This window comes from Vibrio stylophorae (assembly GCF_921293875.1).
Classification (GTDB): domain Bacteria; phylum Pseudomonadota; class Gammaproteobacteria; order Enterobacterales; family Vibrionaceae; genus Vibrio_A; species Vibrio_A stylophorae.
This window is the reverse complement of record NZ_CAKLDI010000002.1, coordinates 309,368-329,519: the sequence shown is the minus strand read 5'-3', so window position 1 is coordinate 329,519 and position 20,152 is coordinate 309,368. Positions and strand designations below refer to the sequence as shown.

General features: G+C 45.0%; 20 protein-coding genes and 1 pseudogene. 18 read left to right on the top strand and 3 right to left on the bottom strand.

All coding sequences use genetic code 11. The features are described from left to right. Window positions 1–420 precede the first annotated feature (420 nt). From L9P36_RS15170 to L9P36_RS15160, 3 genes and pseudogenes are all read left to right on the top strand, one after another. Entirely contained in the window at window positions 421–915 is a 495-nt protein-coding gene (locus tag L9P36_RS15170; protein WP_237468415.1) for a YcxB family protein, read from the top strand. A 75-nt stretch (window positions 916–990) separates the two neighbouring features. Beyond that, window positions 991–1,524 (top strand): annotated as a pseudogene (locus L9P36_RS15165) (cysteine hydrolase family protein). A 66-nt stretch (window positions 1,525–1,590) separates the two neighbouring features. Then, window positions 1,591–2,022, top strand: coding sequence for a DUF4262 domain-containing protein (locus L9P36_RS15160; RefSeq protein WP_237468414.1), 432 nt, complete (start codon window positions 1,591–1,593; stop codon window positions 2,020–2,022). 150 nt (window positions 2,023–2,172) lie between these two features. Here L9P36_RS15160 and katG read toward each other — a convergent pair whose 3' ends face one another. Then, window positions 2,173–4,377 carry a catalase/peroxidase HPI gene (gene katG, locus L9P36_RS15155; RefSeq protein WP_237468413.1) on the bottom strand — a complete coding sequence of 735 codons (2,205 nt, stop codon included), beginning with the start codon at window positions 4,375–4,377 and terminating at the stop codon, window positions 2,173–2,175. Between the two features lie 307 nt (window positions 4,378–4,684). Between katG and pnuC the strand changes: the two genes are divergently transcribed. The 5 genes from pnuC to L9P36_RS15130 all read left to right on the top strand — a co-directional run bounded on the left by pnuC (window position 4,685) and on the right by L9P36_RS15130 (window position 8,132). Continuing rightward, window positions 4,685–5,404: a nicotinamide riboside transporter PnuC gene (pnuC, locus tag L9P36_RS15150; RefSeq protein ID WP_237468411.1), complete on the top strand. Its 720-nt coding sequence runs from the start codon at window positions 4,685–4,687 to the stop codon at window positions 5,402–5,404. Next, complete coding sequence (locus tag L9P36_RS15145) at window positions 5,398–6,132, top strand: nucleoside phosphorylase (protein WP_435532785.1); 735 nt, start codon at window positions 5,398–5,400, stop codon at window positions 6,130–6,132. The genes pnuC and L9P36_RS15145 overlap by 7 nt, the downstream gene beginning before the upstream one ends. A gap of 250 nt (window positions 6,133–6,382) precedes the next feature. Then, the gene (locus tag L9P36_RS15140) at window positions 6,383–7,081 is read left to right on the top strand and encodes a Crp/Fnr family transcriptional regulator (protein ID WP_237468409.1); all 699 of its coding nucleotides are present in this window, start codon (window positions 6,383–6,385) and stop codon (window positions 7,079–7,081) included. A 140-nt stretch (window positions 7,082–7,221) separates the two neighbouring features. Further along, window positions 7,222–7,509, top strand: a complete 288-nt coding sequence (locus L9P36_RS15135) for a hypothetical protein (protein WP_237468408.1) — start codon at window positions 7,222–7,224, stop codon at window positions 7,507–7,509. Window positions 7,510–7,676: 167 nt separating this feature from the next. Beyond that, window positions 7,677–8,132, top strand: a complete 456-nt coding sequence (locus tag L9P36_RS15130) for a methyltransferase family protein (protein ID WP_237468406.1) — start codon at window positions 7,677–7,679, stop codon at window positions 8,130–8,132. A gap of 538 nt (window positions 8,133–8,670) precedes the next feature. Here L9P36_RS15130 and L9P36_RS15125 read toward each other — a convergent pair. After that, a complete protein-coding gene (locus L9P36_RS15125; protein ID WP_237468405.1) occupies window positions 8,671–9,558 on the bottom strand; it encodes an NAD-dependent epimerase/dehydratase family protein in 888 nt (295 codons plus the stop codon). 165 nt (window positions 9,559–9,723) lie between these two features. Beyond that, on the bottom strand, window positions 9,724–10,143 hold the full coding sequence (locus L9P36_RS15120) for a BLUF domain-containing protein (RefSeq protein WP_237468403.1): 420 nt from the start codon (window positions 10,141–10,143) through the stop codon (window positions 9,724–9,726). Between the two features lie 287 nt (window positions 10,144–10,430). On the opposite strand from L9P36_RS15120, the gene L9P36_RS15115 reads away from it, so the two are divergent. From L9P36_RS15115 to L9P36_RS15070, 10 genes are all read left to right on the top strand, one after another. After that, entirely contained in the window at window positions 10,431–10,889 is a 459-nt protein-coding gene (locus L9P36_RS15115) for a YccF domain-containing protein (protein ID WP_237468401.1), read from the top strand. 505 nt (window positions 10,890–11,394) lie between these two features. After that, the gene (locus tag L9P36_RS15110) at window positions 11,395–11,862 is read left to right on the top strand and encodes an excinuclease (protein WP_237468399.1); all 468 of its coding nucleotides are present in this window, start codon (window positions 11,395–11,397) and stop codon (window positions 11,860–11,862) included. 237 nt (window positions 11,863–12,099) lie between these two features. Next, window positions 12,100–12,666, top strand: coding sequence for an elongation factor P-like protein EfpL (gene efpL / locus L9P36_RS15105; RefSeq protein ID WP_237468397.1), 567 nt, complete (start codon window positions 12,100–12,102; stop codon window positions 12,664–12,666). A 352-nt stretch (window positions 12,667–13,018) separates the two neighbouring features. Further along, on the top strand, window positions 13,019–13,492 hold the full coding sequence (locus tag L9P36_RS15100) for a hypothetical protein (RefSeq protein ID WP_237468396.1): 474 nt from the start codon (window positions 13,019–13,021) through the stop codon (window positions 13,490–13,492). Window positions 13,493–13,794: 302 nt separating this feature from the next. Next, complete coding sequence (locus L9P36_RS15095) at window positions 13,795–14,679, top strand: LysR substrate-binding domain-containing protein (protein WP_237468394.1); 885 nt, start codon at window positions 13,795–13,797, stop codon at window positions 14,677–14,679. A gap of 102 nt (window positions 14,680–14,781) precedes the next feature. Continuing rightward, window positions 14,782–15,666 carry a carbohydrate ABC transporter permease gene (locus L9P36_RS15090; protein WP_237468393.1) on the top strand — a complete coding sequence of 295 codons (885 nt, stop codon included), beginning with the start codon at window positions 14,782–14,784 and terminating at the stop codon, window positions 15,664–15,666. Between the two features lie 10 nt (window positions 15,667–15,676). Then, window positions 15,677–16,597, top strand: coding sequence for a carbohydrate ABC transporter permease (locus L9P36_RS15085; protein ID WP_237468391.1), 921 nt, complete (start codon window positions 15,677–15,679; stop codon window positions 16,595–16,597). 6 nt (window positions 16,598–16,603) lie between these two features. Next, window positions 16,604–17,884 (top strand): extracellular solute-binding protein, encoded by a 1,281-nt coding sequence (locus tag L9P36_RS15080; protein WP_237468390.1) that lies wholly within the window; start codon window positions 16,604–16,606, stop codon window positions 17,882–17,884. Between the two features lie 116 nt (window positions 17,885–18,000). Further along, window positions 18,001–19,422, top strand: coding sequence for a CehA/McbA family metallohydrolase (locus tag L9P36_RS15075; RefSeq protein WP_237468388.1), 1,422 nt, complete (start codon window positions 18,001–18,003; stop codon window positions 19,420–19,422). Then, complete coding sequence (locus L9P36_RS15070) at window positions 19,412–20,146, top strand: HAD family hydrolase (RefSeq protein WP_237468386.1); 735 nt, start codon at window positions 19,412–19,414, stop codon at window positions 20,144–20,146. The genes L9P36_RS15075 and L9P36_RS15070 overlap by 11 nt, the downstream gene beginning before the upstream one ends. The last annotated feature ends 6 nt before the right edge of the window (window positions 20,147–20,152 follow it).

Genomic DNA, 20,152 nt, shown 5'->3' with positions numbered 1-20,152 from the left:
AAACCTTCGTGGGATTTACTGTTTCCAGTGGGCGGTTTGCAGCCAATTCAATCAACGGTGATTACGCGTTTCACTTCTAATCACGCGCTCGGGCTGCAAACATAAGTTCAGCGCGCGCATTGCCTTCCAATTTTCCGCACTTCCGCCAAGTCGGCTTTTTCACATCGCCAATATGCACAACTTCTCTCATATTTTGGTAAGTGCAATTGGCTCGTTCAGGCAAAGTTGGGTGGCGGTTAAGTTCTGCAATTGGTGCGGTGGTTTACGCAGGGAAGGGCTGTTACTTTGGCATCTTTGAGTGCTGTGGTTTCTAACAAGTAGTTCAAGCGGGATGCCAAATAGTGTGCTGTTTTGCTTCGCTCAATTTTAGCGCGCAACTGTTTTCCAACCCTTAACTTAGCGTTATTCATAAAGGAATGTATGGAAATTAAAGTAACTTGGTCTCAAAACGAAGATTATCTAAATTCATTTTGGAAAGACTTTATAAAACATCGAAGTAAGATGCGTAAATGGACAATTTATTTAGGGATGCTCATTTTTATTGCCAATATCTCTATTTATGTGTATTTCATAAATCAAAATAAGCCACATCAATCCATTTTACTATTCGCTGTTATTGGGCTGCTAACAATCGCTTGGCACTTCTGGGATAAGTTTCAGTGGTACAACTTAATGCGAAATGCATCAAGTTTTAATAAGCAAAATATTTTAAAATTCACTTCTTCATCCATATTTTATGATGGACCAATATCAAAGGGTGAAATGAGCTGGGAAGGGATCGAAAATATTGTACTTGCTGCAAATGGTATGTTTTTGGTCTTACAAAAAGGGCTATCAATATATATTCCAAAATCAGCGGCAGCGAGTGAGCAAGAGTATAACAGTATATTCAAAATGTATGAGTCAAATGCATAACCACGCGCAGCAGCCGATCTTCGGCAACTGTCACCTCGGCAGCTGTGTGCAACGTTAGCCCTATCAGAGGCATTTATGAAATCTGCGGTATTAGTTATTGATGTTCAGTCGATTCTGTTTGATCCAGAACCTTAGCCATTTCAATCTCAAATCGTGCTCAACAACATTAATGCGGTTACGAAATTGGCGCGTGCGAAGTCTGTCCCCGTTATTTTTATCCAGCATGAGCAACCTAAATCTGTTATTGAATATGAAAGCGCTGGTTGGGCATTGCAGTCGAGCTTAGTAACACAAACAGGTGACTATTTCGTTCGCAAAACGACACCAGACTCGTTTTTGAATACCAATCTTCAGCGCGTATTGAGTGAACTTAATGTGGATAGCTTAATTGTGTGTGGCTACGCCTCTGAGTTTTGCATTGATACCACCATTCGCAGAGCAGCAGGTTTAGGCTACTGCGTAACTTTGGTCTCGGATGCTCATACAACGCATGATAAGGAACACGCCATTGGGGCTCAAATTCGAGCGCACCATAATGTTACATTGCCTAACATTACGAGCTTCGGTGTCAAAATCGAAGTAGTAGAGGCACGCAACCTTTGGGTATAGGGCTAACAGGCAATTAGAGTGATTCACAATTGAATTGAGCGTTATACGTTAGGAGATATTTGTTCCATGCGTGAAGTGATGGAAAAAATAAAAAACGATATTCAGGAACATGGGCTGCACGTTATGTCAGTTTGTGGAGATGATATTCAAAGCTTTTCTTACACTATCGGCTTAGAAGAAACGTTCAAGCATCCTGAAATTATCATGTCAGGGCTAGATACAAAGTTAATGCATGCTCTCCTTAACGATATCGCTAAACTAATTGAGGGTGGTGAAGCATATTCTGATGGCGATTTATCCGATCAAGTCCTGAAAAATTACCCCGTCAAATTTGTCTCAGTTACAAATGAAAACGCGGAAGCGTATTTAAGGGCTGCAGGTGCATACTATGATCCTGCTAGTTTCAGGGCATTACAATGTGTATGGCCAGATAGTCATGGTCATTTCCAGCGTCATTCTAATAATGAACAAACCATATTATCGGTAGAAAACGCATAACAAGGCGCTGTCATCGACAGCTAAAATTAGTCACAGATTTAGCGTTATTAAATACAGTGTTTCAGACAGAAAACTCACCAAAATCAAAAAAAAAAAGCCAAGCGTCATGCTTGGCTTTTTAGTCTCTGTAATTTCAAATTATACAGTCCATTACCCTAGCTCAAAGCGGTCGGCATTCATCACTTTGACCCAAGCGCTGACAAAGTCGCGCACAAATTTTTCCTGTGCGTCTTTGGCGCCGTAAACTTCAGAAATTGCGCGAAGCTGCGAGTTTGCGCCAAACACCAAATCAACACGGGTAGCGCTCCATTTTTGCTCATCGTTTGCGCGGCTGCGGCCAAGGAAGTGGCTTTCCGTGTCGTCGGTTGGTTGCCAATAGGTGTCTAAGTCCAGCAAGTTAACAAAGAAGTCATTGCTAAGCACTTCAGGTTGGTGGGTCAATAAGCCATGCGGTGATTCGCCAAAGTTGGCATTGAGTACGCGAAGCCCGCCAACGAGCACTGTCATTTCTGGTGCTGTGAGTTTAAGCAGCTGGGCGCGATCAAGGAGCATCTCTTCGGCTGTTACAGCGCATTGGCCTTTTTCGTAATTTCTAAAACCATCCGCGATGGGTTCAAGCACGGCAAAAGATTCGACATCGGTATGCTCTTGCAGGGCGTCCATACGACCTGGACTAAAGGGCACTGTGACATCAAAACCGCCGGCTTTGGCGGCTTGTTCTACAGCAGCGCTGCCACCAAGGACAATTAAGTCCGCTAGTGAAACCGCTTTGCCATCACTTTGCATGGCATTAAAGGCGTTTTGGATGCCGCGGTAGACATCGAGCACTTTGGCAAGCTGCTCAGGCTCATTGACTGCCCAATCTTTTTGCGGGGCAAGTGCAATACGCGCGCCATTTGCGCCGCCGCGATGATCTGAGCCGCGATAGGTAGAAGCAGAAGACCATGCGGTATAAACCAATTGCGCGATGCTGAGCTCGGAGGCAAGAATGGTTCGCTTGAGCGATTCAATATCTTGCTCATTAATGAGCGGATGATCGAGTGGTGGAATTGGATCTTGCCAGATCAAATCTTCATCAGGTACTTCTGAGCCTAAATATCGACTCTTTGGTCCCATATCGCGGTGGGTGAGTTTGAACCAAGCGCGAGCAAAGGCATCGGCAAATTCAGCTGGATTTTGATGGAAATGCTCTGAAATTTTGCGATAGGCTGGATCTTCTCGCATCGCCATATCAGCCGTTGTCATCATTAGGCGAACAGGATGGTCGGGCAGCTCAGGATCAGGCGCATGATGCTCTGGTGAGAGATCAACCGCCGCCCATTGATGCGCGCCTGCTGGGCTTTTCACGAGTTCCCACTTATAACCAAAGAGCACATCAAAATAGCTGTTATCCCATTGTGTTGGGGTAGGTGTCCATGAGCCTTCTAAGCCACTGGTGATGGCATCGCGTCCTTTACCACTGCCATACTGGCTGATCCAGCCCAGCCCCATATTTTGCATGGGCGCCGCTTCTGGCTCAGGCCCGACTAATGCCGCATCACCTGCGCCGTGACATTTACCAAAGGTGTGGCCGCCGGCGGTAAGGGCAACAGTTTCATAGTCATTCATTGCCATACGTGCAAAGGTGTCACGAACATCCCGGCCCGAGCCGAGTGGATCTGGATTGCCATCTGGCCCTTCAGGGTTGACATAAATCAGACCCATTTGCACCGCGGCTAGTGGGTTTTCAAGATCGCGCTCACCGCTGTAGCGTTTATTACCGAGCCATTCATCTTCCGCGCCCCAGTAAATATCCTCTTCTGGCTCCCAAATATCTTCGCGGCCACCCGCAAAACCAAAGGTTTTCAGCCCCATGGACTCCAGCGAGACATTACCGGTCAAAATAAAGAGATCAGCCCATGAGAGCTTATTGCCATATTTTTGTTTGACGGGCCAAAGTAAACGACGCGCTTTATCAAGGTTGCCATTATCAGGCCAGCTATTGAGCGGGGCAAAGCGTTGATTCCCCGTACCTGCGCCGCCGCGACCATCGCCGGTACGATAGGTTCCGGCTGCGTGCCAAGCCATACGAATCATCAATGGGCCATAGTGACCATAGTCGGCTGGCCACCAAGGTTGTGAGGTGGTGAGTACCGCGAGAATATCGGCTTTCACTTGATTCAGATCGAGAGAAAGAAAGGCTTCTTTATAGTTAAAGGTTTCGCCGAGGGGATTGGTTTTGGTGTCGTTTTGGTGAAGGATGCGAAGGTTCAGTTGATTGGGCCACCAATCTTGGTTTTTTGTGCCGCCTCCTCCCATGGCCGTATGACTGCCGTGAATAAAAGGACATTTGCCGGCTGGCTTATGATCGCTCATAGGTGCTCCTCTTGCTTCAAATCATGCTATTAGCTGCATGTGTGCCCGGTGGGCGAATTTGATTTGAATATAGTCGGCTTTTGTCGCGAAGATGGATCAAAATGCGACCTCACGCCAGCGAATGTCTCAAGAGAAAGAAAATGAAATCTGAGTGCGCGTGATGAAACTCACATTCCTTGGCGCTTGCAGCGAGTCATGGGTGAATTTTATGATGCGGCGCATGAGTGGGCGGACAAATGTCCTCTTTTGTTCAAATTTGCTTTTTTACAATGCAGCGGTCTTATCAACATAATAAAAGGAAAGCATCATGAGCATTGTCTCTTTCTTCGATATTGGGAATACCATGGTTCATATTCCCATTGGCGGCGGTTACGACATGTCATGGATTGAAGCGATCGGGACTATTTTCGGTTTGCTTTGTATTTGGTTTGCAAGCCAAGAAAAAACCATCAACTACCTCTTTGGCTTGATTAACGTATCGCTCTTTGCGGTGATCTTTTTCCAAATCCAACTCTACGGTTTGTTGTTGCTTCAGCTGTTTTTCTTTTGTGCCAACGTTTACGGCTGGTATGCATGGACAAGACCAACCAATGATGAGGGTGATACCCTGCAAGTGCGTTGGATGAGCAAAGATAAGCTACTTATTACTGTGATTTTGAGCGCTTTGGGTATCGCTTTGATGACGGCTTATATCGACCCATTCTTCTTGATGCTTGCCACGATTGTGGTGGACTTTTTGAACCTCTTTGGCAGCCAAATTCCAGCGCCGCAATTGGCACCTGATGCCTTCCCATTCTGGGATTCATGCATGACAGTACTGTCCGTGGTTGCGCAAATTCTGATGACCCGCAAATATGTAGAAAACTGGGTGCTTTGGGTGGTAATCAATGTGATTAGTGTGGGTATTTACGCGGCGCAGGGCGTTTACGCCTTGTCTATCGAATACGCCATCCTTTTGGTGATTGCAGCTAACGGCGCTCGTGAGTGGATGATCACGGCTAAACGTAATAAGGAGGCTTCATGTTAACAATGATGCCACACCTAGCGGTGACGCCTGATGATATTCCAGCGCTTGCCATTGTCTGCGGTGAGCCTAACCGAGTGAATCGCCTGGCCGTACTGCTAGAACAACCTAAATTGATTGCAGAAAACCGAGAGTACCGCATCATGCGAGGTACTTTCGCCGGACAGCCTGTGGTCATTTGTAGTACGGGGATTGGCGCGCCATCGGCACTGATTGCACTGGAAGAACTGCGTCAATGCGGCGTTGAAAAAATCATACGCGTTGGCTCTGCTGGTGCTTTGCAGCCAAATATCAATTTAGGTGAGTTGGTGGTCGTTGAAGCTGCGGTGCGTGATGATGGTGGTTCAAAAGCCTATGTTGATGCAGCTTATCCAGCATCAGCCGATCCATCGCTGCAGCTGGCGCTTGCAAAGGCTTGTCAGCAGATTGAGCAAAGCTATCATTGCGGCATTGTGCGCTCACACGATAGTTTTTATACCGACCAAGAAGATCAACTCTGTGAGTTCTGGCATCAAAAAGGGGTGCTTGCAGCAGATATGGAAACTGCAGCGCTGCTGACCGTTGGGCGTTTACGCGGCTTAAAAATGGGCGCTATTTTAAATAACGTGGTGCTTTATCAAGCGGATGTTCAAGAGGGAGTGAGTCAATACGTGGATGCAGATACGTTATTGATGAATGCGGAAAAACAAGCGGGACGTGCTGCACTAATAGCGCTTACGGCCACGCATTAACCTTCCTCATAACTGAAGTCATGTGATAAGGGATAAAGTAGGGTTATCAACTTAAAGTTAGCTTGATACGCTTTGATAAACCTAGATAAACCTTAAAAAGAGAAAGCCCAGCGATTGCTGGGCTTTTTATGTGCCGCAATCTTAAAAAATGTGAACTCAGCACCCTTGTGTATGGGTTTATGGGATTGCGTCGGGCAGGTTGCGGTGAGAGGATCAATCAAACATGGTGACCGCTCGCGTATATTGAACTATGCAAATCAAACCCTATCCTCATCTTCGTTTTGGCCAAAAAATGGCTGAGCTTCAATTGCAATTTGAGCAGCAGCTTAAAAGCTTAGTGCATCATTCCCATGACTGTATTGCGGGAGAAATTTTGCTTGAGCAGGGGCAAACGGTTGAGCAATTGCTCATTGTCTCGGTGGGGCGTGTCTCAATGAGTACCACAGCCAATAATGGTCGGCGGTTTCAGCTTGGTGAAGTGCAGTGCGATGATCAAATCTTTGGCGAGATTGAATTTTTTACCCATGAGCCTTGTCAGTGGTGGGTGGTTGCGGAAGATCCGCTGACCGTGGACTTTATCTCTTTTCATGCGCTGGAAAAATGGCTTGAGGTCAATCCGCAGTTTTTGATCTTTTTTAGCGGCGGCTTAGCGTTTGATTATCAAGACTCACTGGCGATTTCAACGCAGCGGCTGCTTCATTCGATTCGCTATAACATCGCGCAAGATCTGTGGTTGCGCCAGCATCAAGCACAAATGCCTTTCGTTTTAGGCGGTTTTGATAAGGCAGAACAAGAAGCAGAGCGCTTTGGCACGTCAAGCCGCGTGTATCGCCGCGCTGTGAAATCCCTGATTGAAGAGGGCTGGGTGATGAAAACAGAGCAAGGGCTTGAAATCATTGATGATGCCGGTTTACAAGCCTACCTCTCTGAAATTGAAGCTGAAAGCTAACAAAAGGTTGGATAAAGTTGCGATTACCTGCGCAAAAATGAGCGCGTGCCTTTAGTAACATCAGCTCTACTGAGATTTTCAGTATAAAAACTAAGTCATTAACAAGTAAAGCCGATTTACATATCGCGAGGGGAGGGCGCATGGCTAAATTTCAGTTTTTTCAACAAGAGATCGACGGCTCAAAAACAACGACCTATCTAGATATGAGATCTGAGAGTTTTATCGAAGAAAAAGAACAGCTTATCTCTGCAGGCTTTGAGGTGGTTGGTGATGTGATTGACGCACCGAGTGCTGAGGATGCCAATCAGAAATTTAAAATGGGTTTTATTACGCCTGTCGGTGATTACACCAACGCCACAGTCGAAGGCGGCGCGGCAACGTTTGTGATTGAGAGCTATAAAGCCATTCGTAAAAAGCTGTTTCACTAAGCCTTGGCCAATTATTGGCGAAAAAAACCACTGCTGGCAGTGGTTTTTTTATGCTTGCGCTTAGGGCGGTGTTGCTGCAATGTGAAAGAATCGAATGAACAATTGATGAAACAAGAACATCGAAGACACCGAATCGAATTAAATCCATCACACAAACAGGGAACGTTATGTTGCGAGCATTAGAATTAAAAGTCCCCCCTTTATTACTTGTTGCGCTGTGCGCGGTCGCAATTTATGGGGCATCCGATCAGGCATTGCCTCAATATTTATGGCAGTGGATGGGGTTATGCACTGGTATCGGCCTAGCAATGGCCATTGTGCTGAATGCTTTTTATTGCTTTTATCAGCAAAAAACCACGGTTCATCCTTACCAATTTGAGCAAGTGAATGCGTTGGTGCAATCAGGTATTTACCGATTTAGTCGCAATCCCATGTATCTTGCCATGGCGATTAGCTTACTAGCGATGACGCTGGGCTGGCCAAGTGTATGGGCGGCGCTGGTGGTGGTCTTTTTTGTTGTTTATCTCACTTATTTTCAAATCAAACCAGAAGAGCGACTGCTGGCTTCACGTTTTCAACAGCCTTATCTCGATTATTGCCAACGGGTACGGCGTTGGATTTAGGGCAAAGGTTTTAGTCCCTTGTCATGAAGGTTGCTATCAATGGTAAAAGCCCAGCATTTGCTGGGCTTTTTGATTTGATTCATGCAATCAATTGGAACATTTTTGATTGTGAACGTTGGCGCTAGCGAACCACACGTAACACAGAAGTGTGCCTTTGTTGTGGCACAATACTTAAACGATGCGTTGGGCAGGGGGATTTGCACTGACAGCGGTGGTCGTTTTTTAACACTTGCACCTGTCGGCAAACGCCCTGAATTGGCGTTCGTTCAATACTAAAAGCAAAAGCAACCATCACGGCGATCAAGGTTACAGCTATGATTGAGGTGATGAGTAGAAGCACTCTATTTTCCTTATATCGGTTGATCCATGGTCATAGATATTGCGTTGCAGTATGTTAAAAATCGAATACTTCAGGTTAAGAATGTGCGCCCACGCTAAGTTTTCTCCCTTCTATGATGTGCCTTTTGGACATGCATATATGCGGTAAAATTTATGTGTATGCTACGCGTCTTAACGCAACTTGATTTTGCAAGTGTGGTTATTGTTGCACCTTGTGTTCAGGCTCAATGGCAGCCAGTGCATCCAGCGTGTTTGGATAACGAAACTGGTAGCCCAATTGGCAAATGCGCGTGGCAAGAATGCGTTTATCGGGCTGTTGGTTGATTTCAGGCAGTGCCATTGATTGGCCGCTCAGTGTGATCGCTTGCTGATAAAAACGCGCCTTTGAAACAGTTTCAGGGCTGGTGGCATTGACCACCATGGAATCAGCTTGGCTGAGCATCAAAGTAAGAATGGCAATGGCATCGGTTTGATGCAGCATATTGGCTGGCGCTGCGTCACTGACTTGAGCCATTCGCGCCGCAAAGCGAGCTGGGTGACGATGCGGACCAATCAAGCCGCTACATCGAACGATGGCATAGACGTGTTGACTGTCGATCACGGTTTGTTCTGCTTGCAACATGGCGCGCGCGCGATCGGAAAAATTATCCTGCGCCATCGCTAAAGTCAGGCTGGCATCCTCCTCTCGCATGGCTTGTGCGCGCTCGGGATAAACTGAGGTTGAGCTGACCATCACGATCTTTTGCAATGGCAAGTCATGGCAAGCATTAACGATGCGTTGCCACTGCTTGGCGTAAGTCGATTTCGGTGCGACATTTTTAGTTGATTGTCGAAGTCCTGGCGGAAAGCAGCCCACCACATGGCTCACCTGATGCTGCTTTAAAAGCTGATGTAAGTGCGATTCAGCATTATCCTTGGCTAAGTCCAAGTGAACCAAGGGCACATGGCCATGAAGATTTTCATCGAGGATCTTTTTTTCAGAGCGCCGCGTGGCCATGACCCAATGACCTTGCGTTTGTAAGTGCATCGCAAGAGGAAGACCGAGCCAGCCAGCACCAATGATCAATACGCGCATTTGATCTGCCATTTTCTGGACTCCTCTTTTGCATCTTGTATTCGCGAGTAATCAGCGCGCCATCGTTCAGCTTGCCTTCTATATAGCCAGACTATGTCATCATCGATATAGAAGGCAAGCTGCACCAATGAGTCACACTGTGAATGGACTAAATTTGCGCAGCCTGATTATTGTTGGCTATTCAGAAGGTAATTTTTGCTTTAGCTGTCGTAGCATGCGATAGGCGCTTTCACCGGTAAGATCATAGGGTAAAAATTCGCTTGATCCAGAAAACTGCAGGTTCAAAAGTGCGGTTAAATAGCATTGTGGGATCTCGCCCATGGACCAATCACCAAACTCGCGCTCAGTAATTTCTTGATACTGCAAAATAACGACACGGCTATGACGCGGATCGCTCAAAATACGGTTATAAGCTTCATTGACCTTGGCGCGGGCACCTTCAATGCATTGTAAAAAATAACGATTGTTGTGGCTAAGCAGTCCTGTGAGATGGTTTTTTTGATTATTCACTCGTGAAATTTGTAGGATTTCATCAAGCGCTTGCTGGTCACATTCGGCTGATAAGGTGCTGACATAGATGAGTCTTGTAAGATACATAATGGCCACTTCTTTTGTTTGAGGACCTTTCAACTATAGGCAAACTCTGCGCGTTCGATGGGATGTTGGCTGCATCAGCAGTCTATTTGTTTGCATTATAAGAAATAAAACACAGCGCCATTTATAAAATACTGTTATGTAAATTGATTTAATTGATCAATAAGGTTAAAGAATGACGATAACTTGGGCAGATGAATCAAGAATGAATGTAAAAGACTCGCCTGAGGAATGATGCTTCTATACAATCGCGCGCTCAATTAAATTCATAATATTTATAAGAGGTTAGGATGCGTCTTTTAGGGAATATTCTTTGGCATTTTCCATTCTTTGGTTTCATTAGTGCATTTTGTGTTTTTCTTTGCGGTTTGTTTTTAACCATTACTGTTGTGGCAGCGCCTATTGGTCTGGGCTTGATTCAATTTTCGAAATTCCTATTGTGCCCCTTTGGTCGTGCGATGGTGAGCAAAAGCGATCTCAATGTGCAGCAAAACAAAGCGTGGAAAGCATATTCAACGATCGTCATGGTGCTTTATTTCCCATTGGGTCTTTTGATGACGATTGTGACCATCTTCCAAATTGTAGGTTTGTGCATCACTATCGTTGGTTTCCCAGTAGCTTTGGTTCTTGTGAAATCTTTGGGTACATATCTAAACCCTGTGAACAAGCAATGTGTTCATATTGCCGTTGCTGAAGAGATTGAGCGTCGTAAAGGTCAAGCTGCTGTCGAAAAAGCCAACTTGTCATAATTACGATTTATTCCAATCGAAATTATCAAAATAGGGCCGCATAATGCGGCTTTATTTTTATCTACTAGAAAGCGGCAGAGTAAAGCGTTGACGATTTCAATACGGACGCATTTCGGCGTATTTATATCTGGTATGCGCATCTACATATCTGGCGCTAAATACACAGTGAAAGCAAAGCAATTCGTCATTATTTCTCTCTCAACTGCCTACTATCGCAAAATGTGTTTGAACTTTGAGCGATAGATTCATGTCAATGAAGACATGGCATTTATTTGACAAATCAGTCGATAAATCAAGTAAGGTAGGTCGGCATTGCGCGGCACCTTGGCATGTATGATATGGCTGTATGATTTTTGCGCGAAGTCGCGAATTGGTGGTCGGTTTGCATTGAGTGCGATTAAAACCGCGAGAGCATTTCAATTCTTTTTGGCTGAAATAGCGCGATGTCAATCGGCTTGCTAGGGTACGCACAGTGAAGAATGGACAAAAATAAAGAGAGATAACAATGAAGAAAATCGGATTACTACTGCTATCGATTTTGGCGCTGAGTGCTGGGCAGGCGCAAGCACGTGATGATATTGGTGACTATGCGATTGCACCAGCGATGAGCTCGCAAGATGCCAAGGAAAAATTAGGAACGGATGTTGCCTTTTACTTTGGTGATCAGCCCCATGGCACTGTGATTAAAAGCTTTGTGAATGTAAAAACGAACAAAAAAACCAGCTCTGTATTTAAAAGCGATGAAGAGGCCTGCAATTGGGTCTTTCTATCTGCAATGATTGCGCTGAAAAATACAGCGATTGAGCAGGGCGGTAATGCCGTGATCAATATTCAATCAAACTATAAAGACCACCTTACAAGTAGCAGCGAAACCTTCCAGTGTGGTGCGGGCGCCATGCTTGCTGGCGTTGCGTTAAAAGGTACTGTGGTATTACTTGCACCGGATGGCCCAAAACCTGTCGAAAGTAAGTAATTCGCGTTGAAAGAAAAAGCCAAGCAATGCTTGGCTTTTTCTTTGCTGAGTATTTTGTCGCGATACTATGTTGGCTGTTTTTTCTTCAGTGAATAGGAACTGATGAATCAATCATCAAAAGCGCAGTTTAACCACACAATTAGTGCTGAAAGTCGCTGTTTTTGAACTGAGCCAGTCTTGCGCCTTGCAAGATTTGTAGTATTCTTTGTTTTTTCAAATTTTCAGAGATTGACCCTCATGCCAAAGGCAAGTGAAATCAAAAAAAATGCGGCTGTTGAAATCAATGGCGGCGTTTACTTTGTAAAAGATATCGAGCGTTCTGTACCACAAGGTCGCGCAGGTGGCAGTATTTACCGTATGCGTATGTATGACGTTGTGACTGGCGCGAAATTGGATGAATCTTTCAAAGATTCAGACATGCTAACTCTTGCTGATTTGATCCGTCGTCCTTCTACACTGTCATACATCGATGGTGACGAGTACGTATTCATGGATAGCGAAGATTACACTTCGTACAACATCAACAAAGAATCAATTGCTGATGAAGTGCTATTCATCAATGAAGATACTCAAGGCATCTTGGTTGTTCTAGTGAACGACGCACCTGTATCTATCGTACTGCCTGCTTCTGTTGAGTTGGAAATTGCTGAAACTGATCCTTCAATCAAAGGTCAATCTGCAACTGCACGTACCAAGCCAGCAACATTGACCACGGGTCTTGTTGTTCAAGTGCCTGAGCACATCTCAACTGGCGAACGTATTCGCATCAACGTTGAAGAGCGCAAATTTACTGGCCGTGCATAATTGCTAGTGCCTAGTAATAAAAAAGCCCACGAAAGTGGGCTTTGTTGTATCTTTTACTAAGACTCATCATTCCTCATCCCAGTAAAAATGCGGATTCCAGCGATGTTAAATGTCAATTAGATACCCTGATGTGCATGCTGTGTGGACATTTTGTGGATCATTAATTGAAGGGCGAGTGGATGGTACAAAACAATTCTCACCTCATATCTGGCTAGAACTTTTATTCATAACATTTGTAGTCATTCATATTTGACCAAATTTCTTTAATGTTTAACTATATCGTTTACATTATGTTTAGATGGGGAAATTGAGTGAGCTATCAGGATGATGTATTGAAATTATTCAAAATGTAATGATTAAGATTATTGATGAAACTCAAAAAAATACACGAAATTTGGATTTTCATGAGCGCAATTATAAGCGGAATATGGGATTAATTGCTCAGATAGATGTTTCAGATCTTTATCTGCGTTTGTCTTCTCTCTTTGAACAAATCAATGAATTGAAGATAAGCATCGCCTTAGACAATGGATTTCAATCTAATTATCAAGCACTCTTACGACAGTTTTGCGATGACTATCAGGACATAGTCAATATCGCAGGAGCAATAAAGAGTTGTTTAGACCAAAGGTCTGGTTTTCTCGGTTTTTTTAGGGGATATGGTAATCCGATTGAAACAATCTTGAGTGGAGATAGATATCAATTAAGCTATGAACAATTGCGCAAAAAATTTTCGTATCATGCGGTAGTTCTTCAACAGTCTGAAAAGGAAATGTTGAATGTTATAGCAAAGGATTTAGACGAATTTTTGATTAGATTTGCATAGCATATTGGCCCCTGATTTGCTGGTGAATGACTTATCTTATTGATGATAAATTATATTCACAGTGTGGTTTGGTCGCTATCTAACGCTTTGTACGTGGTGTCTTTTCATACACGCCGATGAAGAACATAGGATGAGTCAGTCGAATTCATAGCGATTCCGGCTTTTACAAACGTTATGAGCTCAGTTTTAACCCTCTATACTTCTACCTCAATGCCTCTATCCGTCATCAATCTGAAATAGATTGTTATAAAAACTGAAACTTGATTGAAGTAATTTATTTTTTATTTCAATTCGGTGAATTTATGCTTCCTCCATTACGTGCCTTGGTGGCATTTGAGGCAGTAGCACGCCTGGGATCGATTGGCGCAGCGGCGCGCGAGTTATGCGTAACTCAAGCCGCCGTGAGTCAGCAACTTAAAAGCTTAGAGAGCTTTCTTGGGGCGACATTATTTGAGCGCGGAAAACGAGGCGTCAAACTCACATCTGCGGCGCAACATTATCAACCGATTGTCTCTGGCTCACTCGCGCATCTGAAGCTGCAAACTCAGATCTTATTTGGCGAGAAAGAGACGGATGTTTTAAGTCTGCGTGTCAATCATACCTTTTGTCATAATTGGTTATTGCCTCGTTTGCCTTCCTTTTACCAGCAATACTCGTTTATTCGCTTAGATATTCAGCTTGTTGATTGGCCATCGACAAACCCATGTGAAAATGTCGATATCGAGATCACCAATGGCAAAGTCGACAGTGAAGAGACCAGCTATGAACGTCTATTCCAAGAGCATTGGCAGTTGGTTTGTAGCCCCGCATTTAAGCAGCAATATCAGGCGCAGTTGAATGCGAATGCATTTTCTAAGCTGCCCGCTGTTCAGGTGAAAGGTTATCAAGAAAATTTGATGCAGTGGCTTAGCCACAATCAATTGAGTACAGAACTTCCGCAAATTCAGCTGGAAATTAGTAATTCACTCCATGCCCTTGAAGCGGCAAAACAGGGCATTGGCGTATTGCTTGTTCGCTCCCTTGCCGTTTCAACATTGCTCAAAAAGAAAGATCTCGTTTTAGCTGTTGATGCTTCAATGCCATCTGACTCAGGGCACTACCTCGTTACGAAACATTGCCGCAGTGCCAAAGTGAATTTTTTCTGTGACTGGCTTTATCACCAAATTGAGCTGGCTGATGCAGAGTAAAGATTTTCTTATGGCTGACCATAAAAAATATGAAGAACAGCCGCGCAGACTTGTCACATTGCTCGCCTAAATTAACGGCATACACAGAACAAAGAGAACGTTATGTCTGCTTTTTCACAACAGATGAATAACCGATTCAAGGTGCTTCTTTTTACTGCACCTTTACTTGTGCCTTTAGTGATGTTTTGGCTCATGCCTTTCGGTTATTCCATCTATATCAGTTTTACCGATTGGGATTATATCTCGCCTGATTATGACTTTATCGGGTTCGAAAACTACCAATATATGATTGAAGACTTCGAATTCACACAAGCCTTATTGAATACCTTTTGGTTTTCACTTGGTGTGGTGATTCCAACCGTGATGCTTGGTCTTGTCTTCGCGCTTTTATTGCACAAAAACTTTGCAGGTAGCCAATTTTATCGTGCGGTGATCTTTTCTCCTTGGATTACCCCCACGGTGGCCGTTTCTATTATTTGGTCATGGGTCTTTGAATCGAAAGCGGGCTTAGCAAACCAGTTATTGATGTCGGCTGGATTTGAAAGCATCGCGTGGCTTGAACATGGTGATACGGCGATGATTGCCGTGATTATTGTGACCATTTGGCAAGCAATAGGTTGGACCATGCTGTTTTATATCAGCGCGCTGAACAAAATCCCATCCTCCCTTTATGAAGCCTCGTTAATTGATGGCTGCAGCCCTTGGACTTATTTCATCAAGATTACTTTGCCATTGGTTTCACCAACCACGTTTTTCTTAGTGGTGGTGAATAGCATTACTGCGGTGCAGGCCTTTGATCAATTTCAGATCCTGACGCAAGGCGGTCCAGGTGGTGAGACGCGCACCTTGCTCTATTTGTTCTATCAGCAAGCGTTCGAGCGTTATGAGATGGGGCCAGCTGCGGCAACATCACTGGTTATTTTTATTATCACGGGTTTGTTGGCATTAGCGAATACCTACATAGGTAAACGCTGGGTTTATTACTAAGGATTCAAGTATGACAACGCAAGTTATGGATAACGTGCTGACCATCAGCATGGCGCGACGTTCACAAACAACATTCACGCGAGCAAAAGTAAGCAAGATTGATCGCGTATCAGGCGTGGTGTGCTTCAAACATCTGTTTTTGACGACCTGCGGCAGCATCATGGTTTTCCCATTTTTATGGATGCTTTCAGGCGCACTGAAAAGTAACGATGAGATATTCGCAAGCCCGCTCAATCTGATCCCAGAAACCTTTCGCTGGCAGAGCTTTATTGAAACCTTTCAAAGCACACCCTTTGGTTTGTATATCTTTAACAGTTTTACAGTCGCGCTGCTTACCACGTTATTGGTGATCATCAACTCAGCGATGTTCGCCTATGCGCTAACGCAATTGAAGTTTCGAGCAAAAACGCTGATCTACTTTGTGGTGATGGGGTGTTACATGTTGCCAGGTGCGGTGACTTATATCCCTTCCTATATGACGCTTGCAAAGCTTGGATTGCTTGATTCTCACATGGGATTGGTGGTGTCCAATGCCGCCTCGATTTTTGGGGTGTTTTATTTACGCCAAGTGTTTCTCAAGATTCATCCATCATTGATTGAAGCGGCACGTATTGATGGCGCAGGCGAGCTGAAAATTCTATGGAAGATTTTGCTGCCGCAATGCAAAGCGGCGATCGCAACCCTTTTCTTAATTACCTTTATCACGAACTACAACAGCTATATGTGGCCGAGCCTTGTGATCACAACGCAAGAGTTGAATCTCATTGCCACGGGGATTCGTCACTATTTTATTGCTGAAGGGAACTATGGCTTGAATTGGTCGCAAATTATGGCGGCGAGTACTATCGCCGTCATGCCTTTGCTCATTCTATTTATCATCTGTCAAAAGACGATTCTTTCAGGTATCGCCGATAGCGGCGTAAAAGAGTAAACGAAAATGAAACGACATACACTCGCATTGTTATGTGCTGGTGCCTCGATGTTCTCTCATCAGGTTTTGGCGAAAACAGAGGTTAATTTTTGGTACTCAGGTGGTACGAAACCACAGCAAATGATGACTCAAATGATTGCGGAATTTAATTCAAGCCAAGAGGAATATGTGATTAAGCCTGCGCTGCAAGGGAACTACACCGAAACTTACCAAAAACTGCAAGCTGGCCTTGCGTCTCGTACTGCGCCAGAGCTGGTATTACTCGATTCTAGCAGAGCGCATGCCATGCACCTGCGTGGTCTGAGTCGCGATATTGCACCCTACATGGATGATGCTTTTAATTTTGCTGATTTTGTCGGTGCCTTTAAAAACCAAGTGACAGCAGAAGATGACACCATTATCGGCTTACCAGCATACGGTACGACGCAGGTGTTTTATTACAACAAGCATGTGTTGGCAGAACATGGCTTTGATGAACAAGATTTAAGCACGTGGCAAGGTGTGGCAAGGGTTGCAGCGAAAGTCACACAGCGCGATGACCGTGGCAATACCACTTTTTATGGTTGGGAACCGATGTGGGGGCCTGAAAACATGATTGATGCTGCCTTTTCAAATGGTGCGAAGGTGATCAGTGATGATGGAAATAAGGTTCTGATTGACTCAAAAGAGTGGGTCACGGTTTGGGAGAGCTTTCGTCAGTGGATTCATGATGATCAAATTATGCGTATACACCATGGCGGCCAAGGTTGGGAGTATTGGTACAAAACCATTGATGATGTGATGAAAAACAACACGCTTGGTTATACTGGCTCATCTGGCGATCAGGGCGATCTCGACTTTTCCAAGCTTGCAGCAACCTCGCAACCAGGCTGGGGCGGGCACCGCTCTGCGCCGCAAGCTGGTGCATTGGTTTTCGTTATGCCACAAGGTACGGATGAAGCGGCGGCAAAAGGGGCCTTTGAGTTTATGGCGTTCTTCACGAATGCCAAAAATACAGCGACATGGTCGAAGTTTACAGGCTACATCCCCGTGCGGTTGAGTGTTGAAACTGTGCCTGAGTATCAAGCTTATACAAAAGAGAATCCGCAAGCGCTGGTGCCACTGAAGCAAGCAACCACAGCAACGCCAGATTTTCGCGACCCAACGAACGGTAAGATTATTGATGCGCTGAAAGTCGCAGCGGACCAAATCCAAATCCAAAACGTTCCCGCTGAAAAAGCACTTCGGCATGCGGCGAAGAAAGCACAAAGAGCATTGGACAGAGTCAATCGGGCCAATCGTTCATAGCAACTATTCATAGCAACCATTCATAGTAACTGTTCATTGCAACTTAAAAAAAGCCCACGACCACCCCGTGCGTGCAGTGGGCTATTTCAGATTCTTTTAACTATTTGGTAAATCTCATGATTCAATTTCATGGTGAGCTCAGTGCAGGTCGAAAGCAGTTGGGCTTTGATGTTCCTGTGGGCGTCGTGTCAGTCAGTATGACTGGTAGTGTGATCACAAAAGGCTTTTTATACGCAGCTGTATATGATGCAAAGCAAGGTTTTCGAGGCATGTTTTTATTCGATAACGCCGCAAAATCGCTTCATATTGGTGTGCAAAATTCAGGTTTGGGTGCCATTGATGGCGAGTTGCCGTCAGGTCAATGGACGCTTGCGCTTTATAACCTCGAAGGTGAATGTCATCACGAGCGCACGATGCCTTATCAAATTGACATTGTGTTTGATGCGGACATTCCCCTATGCACCTTACCCGTAGTGTCAGTTGCAAATTCAGCGCATCAATTGATGTTCGATTATAACAGAACGCTCAATGCGGACGCTCGTTGGTATCGCGGCGATCTGCATGCGCATACCCAGCTTTCAGATGGACATAATAGCTTAGACGTGGCAAAAGCGATTGTTGAATCGCAAGGGCTCGATTTCTTCTTTTTCACTGAGCACAACATATGTCATTCAAAACTGCCTCTATCAGAGCAGTGTCTGTTTTTACCCGGCATTGAAGTGACAACTGAGCTTGGCCACTTCAATGTTCATGGCGCTGCCCGCTCACTTGATTTGCGACAGGTGAAGCACAATGCAGCAGCGGTTATTGAGGCTGGGATGGCATTAGCGGAGCTCGGGCAAAGTTCAATCAGTATTAACCACCCGATGATGCAACCGTGGCACTGGCGCTTTGATGCCATGGAGCTGAGTCAAGTATCCACGCTTGAGGTTTGTTGTGATCCCACATGGCCAACATCAGCAAAAGCTGCCGATGAGGCGCTTCAAGTGCTCAATGAACTATGGAACTGCGGTCATCGAATCGCTGCGGTTGGCGGTAGTGATTCTCACCTCGCACTGCAGGAGCGTAATCCCAATGCCACGGAGCCTTCTATTTATGGCGACCCTTCAACGTTTGTATTTAGTCACGGACTTAGTGGTGAAGGCATTCTTTCTGGTCTGCGTCGTGGTCGGATTTATGTTGAGCGTCGTTGTGGGTTAGTTTTTCAAATCAATCAAGGTGACATTCTACCGGGGCAAGATGCGCAAGGTGTTGCTTTAACTTACGCACTTTCAGTGACAGATGACGCAATGAATTACATTGCAGAAATCATCATCGATGGCGAGGTTTATGCGCGTCATAGGCTCACTCAGGAGCCGCAATATTTTGACGTCAAAGAAGGTTATGCATGGTGTCGCATTGATATTCGCCGCCAAGATAACCATGAATTTGAAGGCTGCATCAACCCTGTATTTGACGGCCGGCAACCGATGTTTATCACACCTTTAGTTGAGACTTGGGGTGAGCTGATGGAGCGATTGAATCATCATGAAATTTAAAGGACTTTTGTTTGATAAAGACGGAACTTTACTTGAGTTTCATAACCTATGGCTCAATGTGTCTCACGGCGTAAGTCAGGTCGTTAAAGATTACAGCAATCAGCACCAAGGTCATCAAAACGTCACCATTACCGCGCTACTCTCAGCCATTGGTATCGAAGGTGATGTGGTATTGAATCACGGATTGTTAGCTTCGAATCCTGTTGAAGATATAGCGCAAGCTTGGTTTGACATGCTGGCACCAGATGTCTCAATCGCAGCGTTCACTCAGGTGACGAAAGCCGCATTTAATCAGCAGGTGAAGCATCATTGTGAGTGGATTCAAGCGTTACCGGGCGTCACTGAAAAACTGCGAGCTTTCAAGCAGCAAGGGATCTATCTCGGGATCGCAACGGCAGACACCAAAGACGCGACACTGTATTCACTTGCAAAGGCTGGGCTTAGCGAATTATTTGATTACATCGGCTATAGCGATGGCGATATTGAGCCAAAGCCAGCGCCAGCACTGTTGAATGCATTTTGTCAGCAATGCGGTATTGAGCCGCATGAAGTCATTATGTTTGGCGATACGGTTTCTGATATGGAATTTGGGCACCGTGCGGGCGCAAAAAAAGTAGGGGTTCTTACGGGAACGGCGCTTCGCGATGAACTAGCGCCTGTTGCCGATTTGGTGATTTCCTCCGTCGCGCATTTCGACCTTCAAGCATTTAACGCATTAGATTAAGGAATA

Coding starts and splice junctions, on each gene's coding strand:
- L9P36_RS15170 (WP_237468415.1), top strand. CDS start 421: ATGGAAATTAAAGTAACTTGGTCTCAAAACGAAGATTATCTAAATTCA.
- L9P36_RS15160 (WP_237468414.1), top strand. CDS start 1,591: ATGCGTGAAGTGATGGAAAAAATAAAAAACGATATTCAGGAACATGGG.
- katG (WP_237468413.1), bottom strand. CDS start 4,377: ATGAGCGATCATAAGCCAGCCGGCAAATGTCCTTTTATTCACGGCAGT.
- pnuC (WP_237468411.1), top strand. CDS start 4,685: ATGAGCATTGTCTCTTTCTTCGATATTGGGAATACCATGGTTCATATT.
- L9P36_RS15145 (WP_435532785.1), top strand. CDS start 5,398: ATGTTAACAATGATGCCACACCTAGCGGTGACGCCTGATGATATTCCA.
- L9P36_RS15140 (WP_237468409.1), top strand. CDS start 6,383: ATGCAAATCAAACCCTATCCTCATCTTCGTTTTGGCCAAAAAATGGCT.
- L9P36_RS15135 (WP_237468408.1), top strand. CDS start 7,222: ATGGCTAAATTTCAGTTTTTTCAACAAGAGATCGACGGCTCAAAAACA.
- L9P36_RS15130 (WP_237468406.1), top strand. CDS start 7,677: ATGTTGCGAGCATTAGAATTAAAAGTCCCCCCTTTATTACTTGTTGCG.
- L9P36_RS15125 (WP_237468405.1), bottom strand. CDS start 9,558: ATGGCAGATCAAATGCGCGTATTGATCATTGGTGCTGGCTGGCTCGGT.
- L9P36_RS15120 (WP_237468403.1), bottom strand. CDS start 10,143: ATGTATCTTACAAGACTCATCTATGTCAGCACCTTATCAGCCGAATGT.
- L9P36_RS15115 (WP_237468401.1), top strand. CDS start 10,431: ATGCGTCTTTTAGGGAATATTCTTTGGCATTTTCCATTCTTTGGTTTC.
- L9P36_RS15110 (WP_237468399.1), top strand. CDS start 11,395: ATGAAGAAAATCGGATTACTACTGCTATCGATTTTGGCGCTGAGTGCT.
- efpL (WP_237468397.1), top strand. CDS start 12,100: ATGCCAAAGGCAAGTGAAATCAAAAAAAATGCGGCTGTTGAAATCAAT.
- L9P36_RS15100 (WP_237468396.1), top strand. CDS start 13,019: ATGATTAAGATTATTGATGAAACTCAAAAAAATACACGAAATTTGGAT.
- L9P36_RS15095 (WP_237468394.1), top strand. CDS start 13,795: ATGCTTCCTCCATTACGTGCCTTGGTGGCATTTGAGGCAGTAGCACGC.
- L9P36_RS15090 (WP_237468393.1), top strand. CDS start 14,782: ATGTCTGCTTTTTCACAACAGATGAATAACCGATTCAAGGTGCTTCTT.
- L9P36_RS15085 (WP_237468391.1), top strand. CDS start 15,677: ATGACAACGCAAGTTATGGATAACGTGCTGACCATCAGCATGGCGCGA.
- L9P36_RS15080 (WP_237468390.1), top strand. CDS start 16,604: ATGAAACGACATACACTCGCATTGTTATGTGCTGGTGCCTCGATGTTC.
- L9P36_RS15075 (WP_237468388.1), top strand. CDS start 18,001: ATGATTCAATTTCATGGTGAGCTCAGTGCAGGTCGAAAGCAGTTGGGC.
- L9P36_RS15070 (WP_237468386.1), top strand. CDS start 19,412: ATGAAATTTAAAGGACTTTTGTTTGATAAAGACGGAACTTTACTTGAG.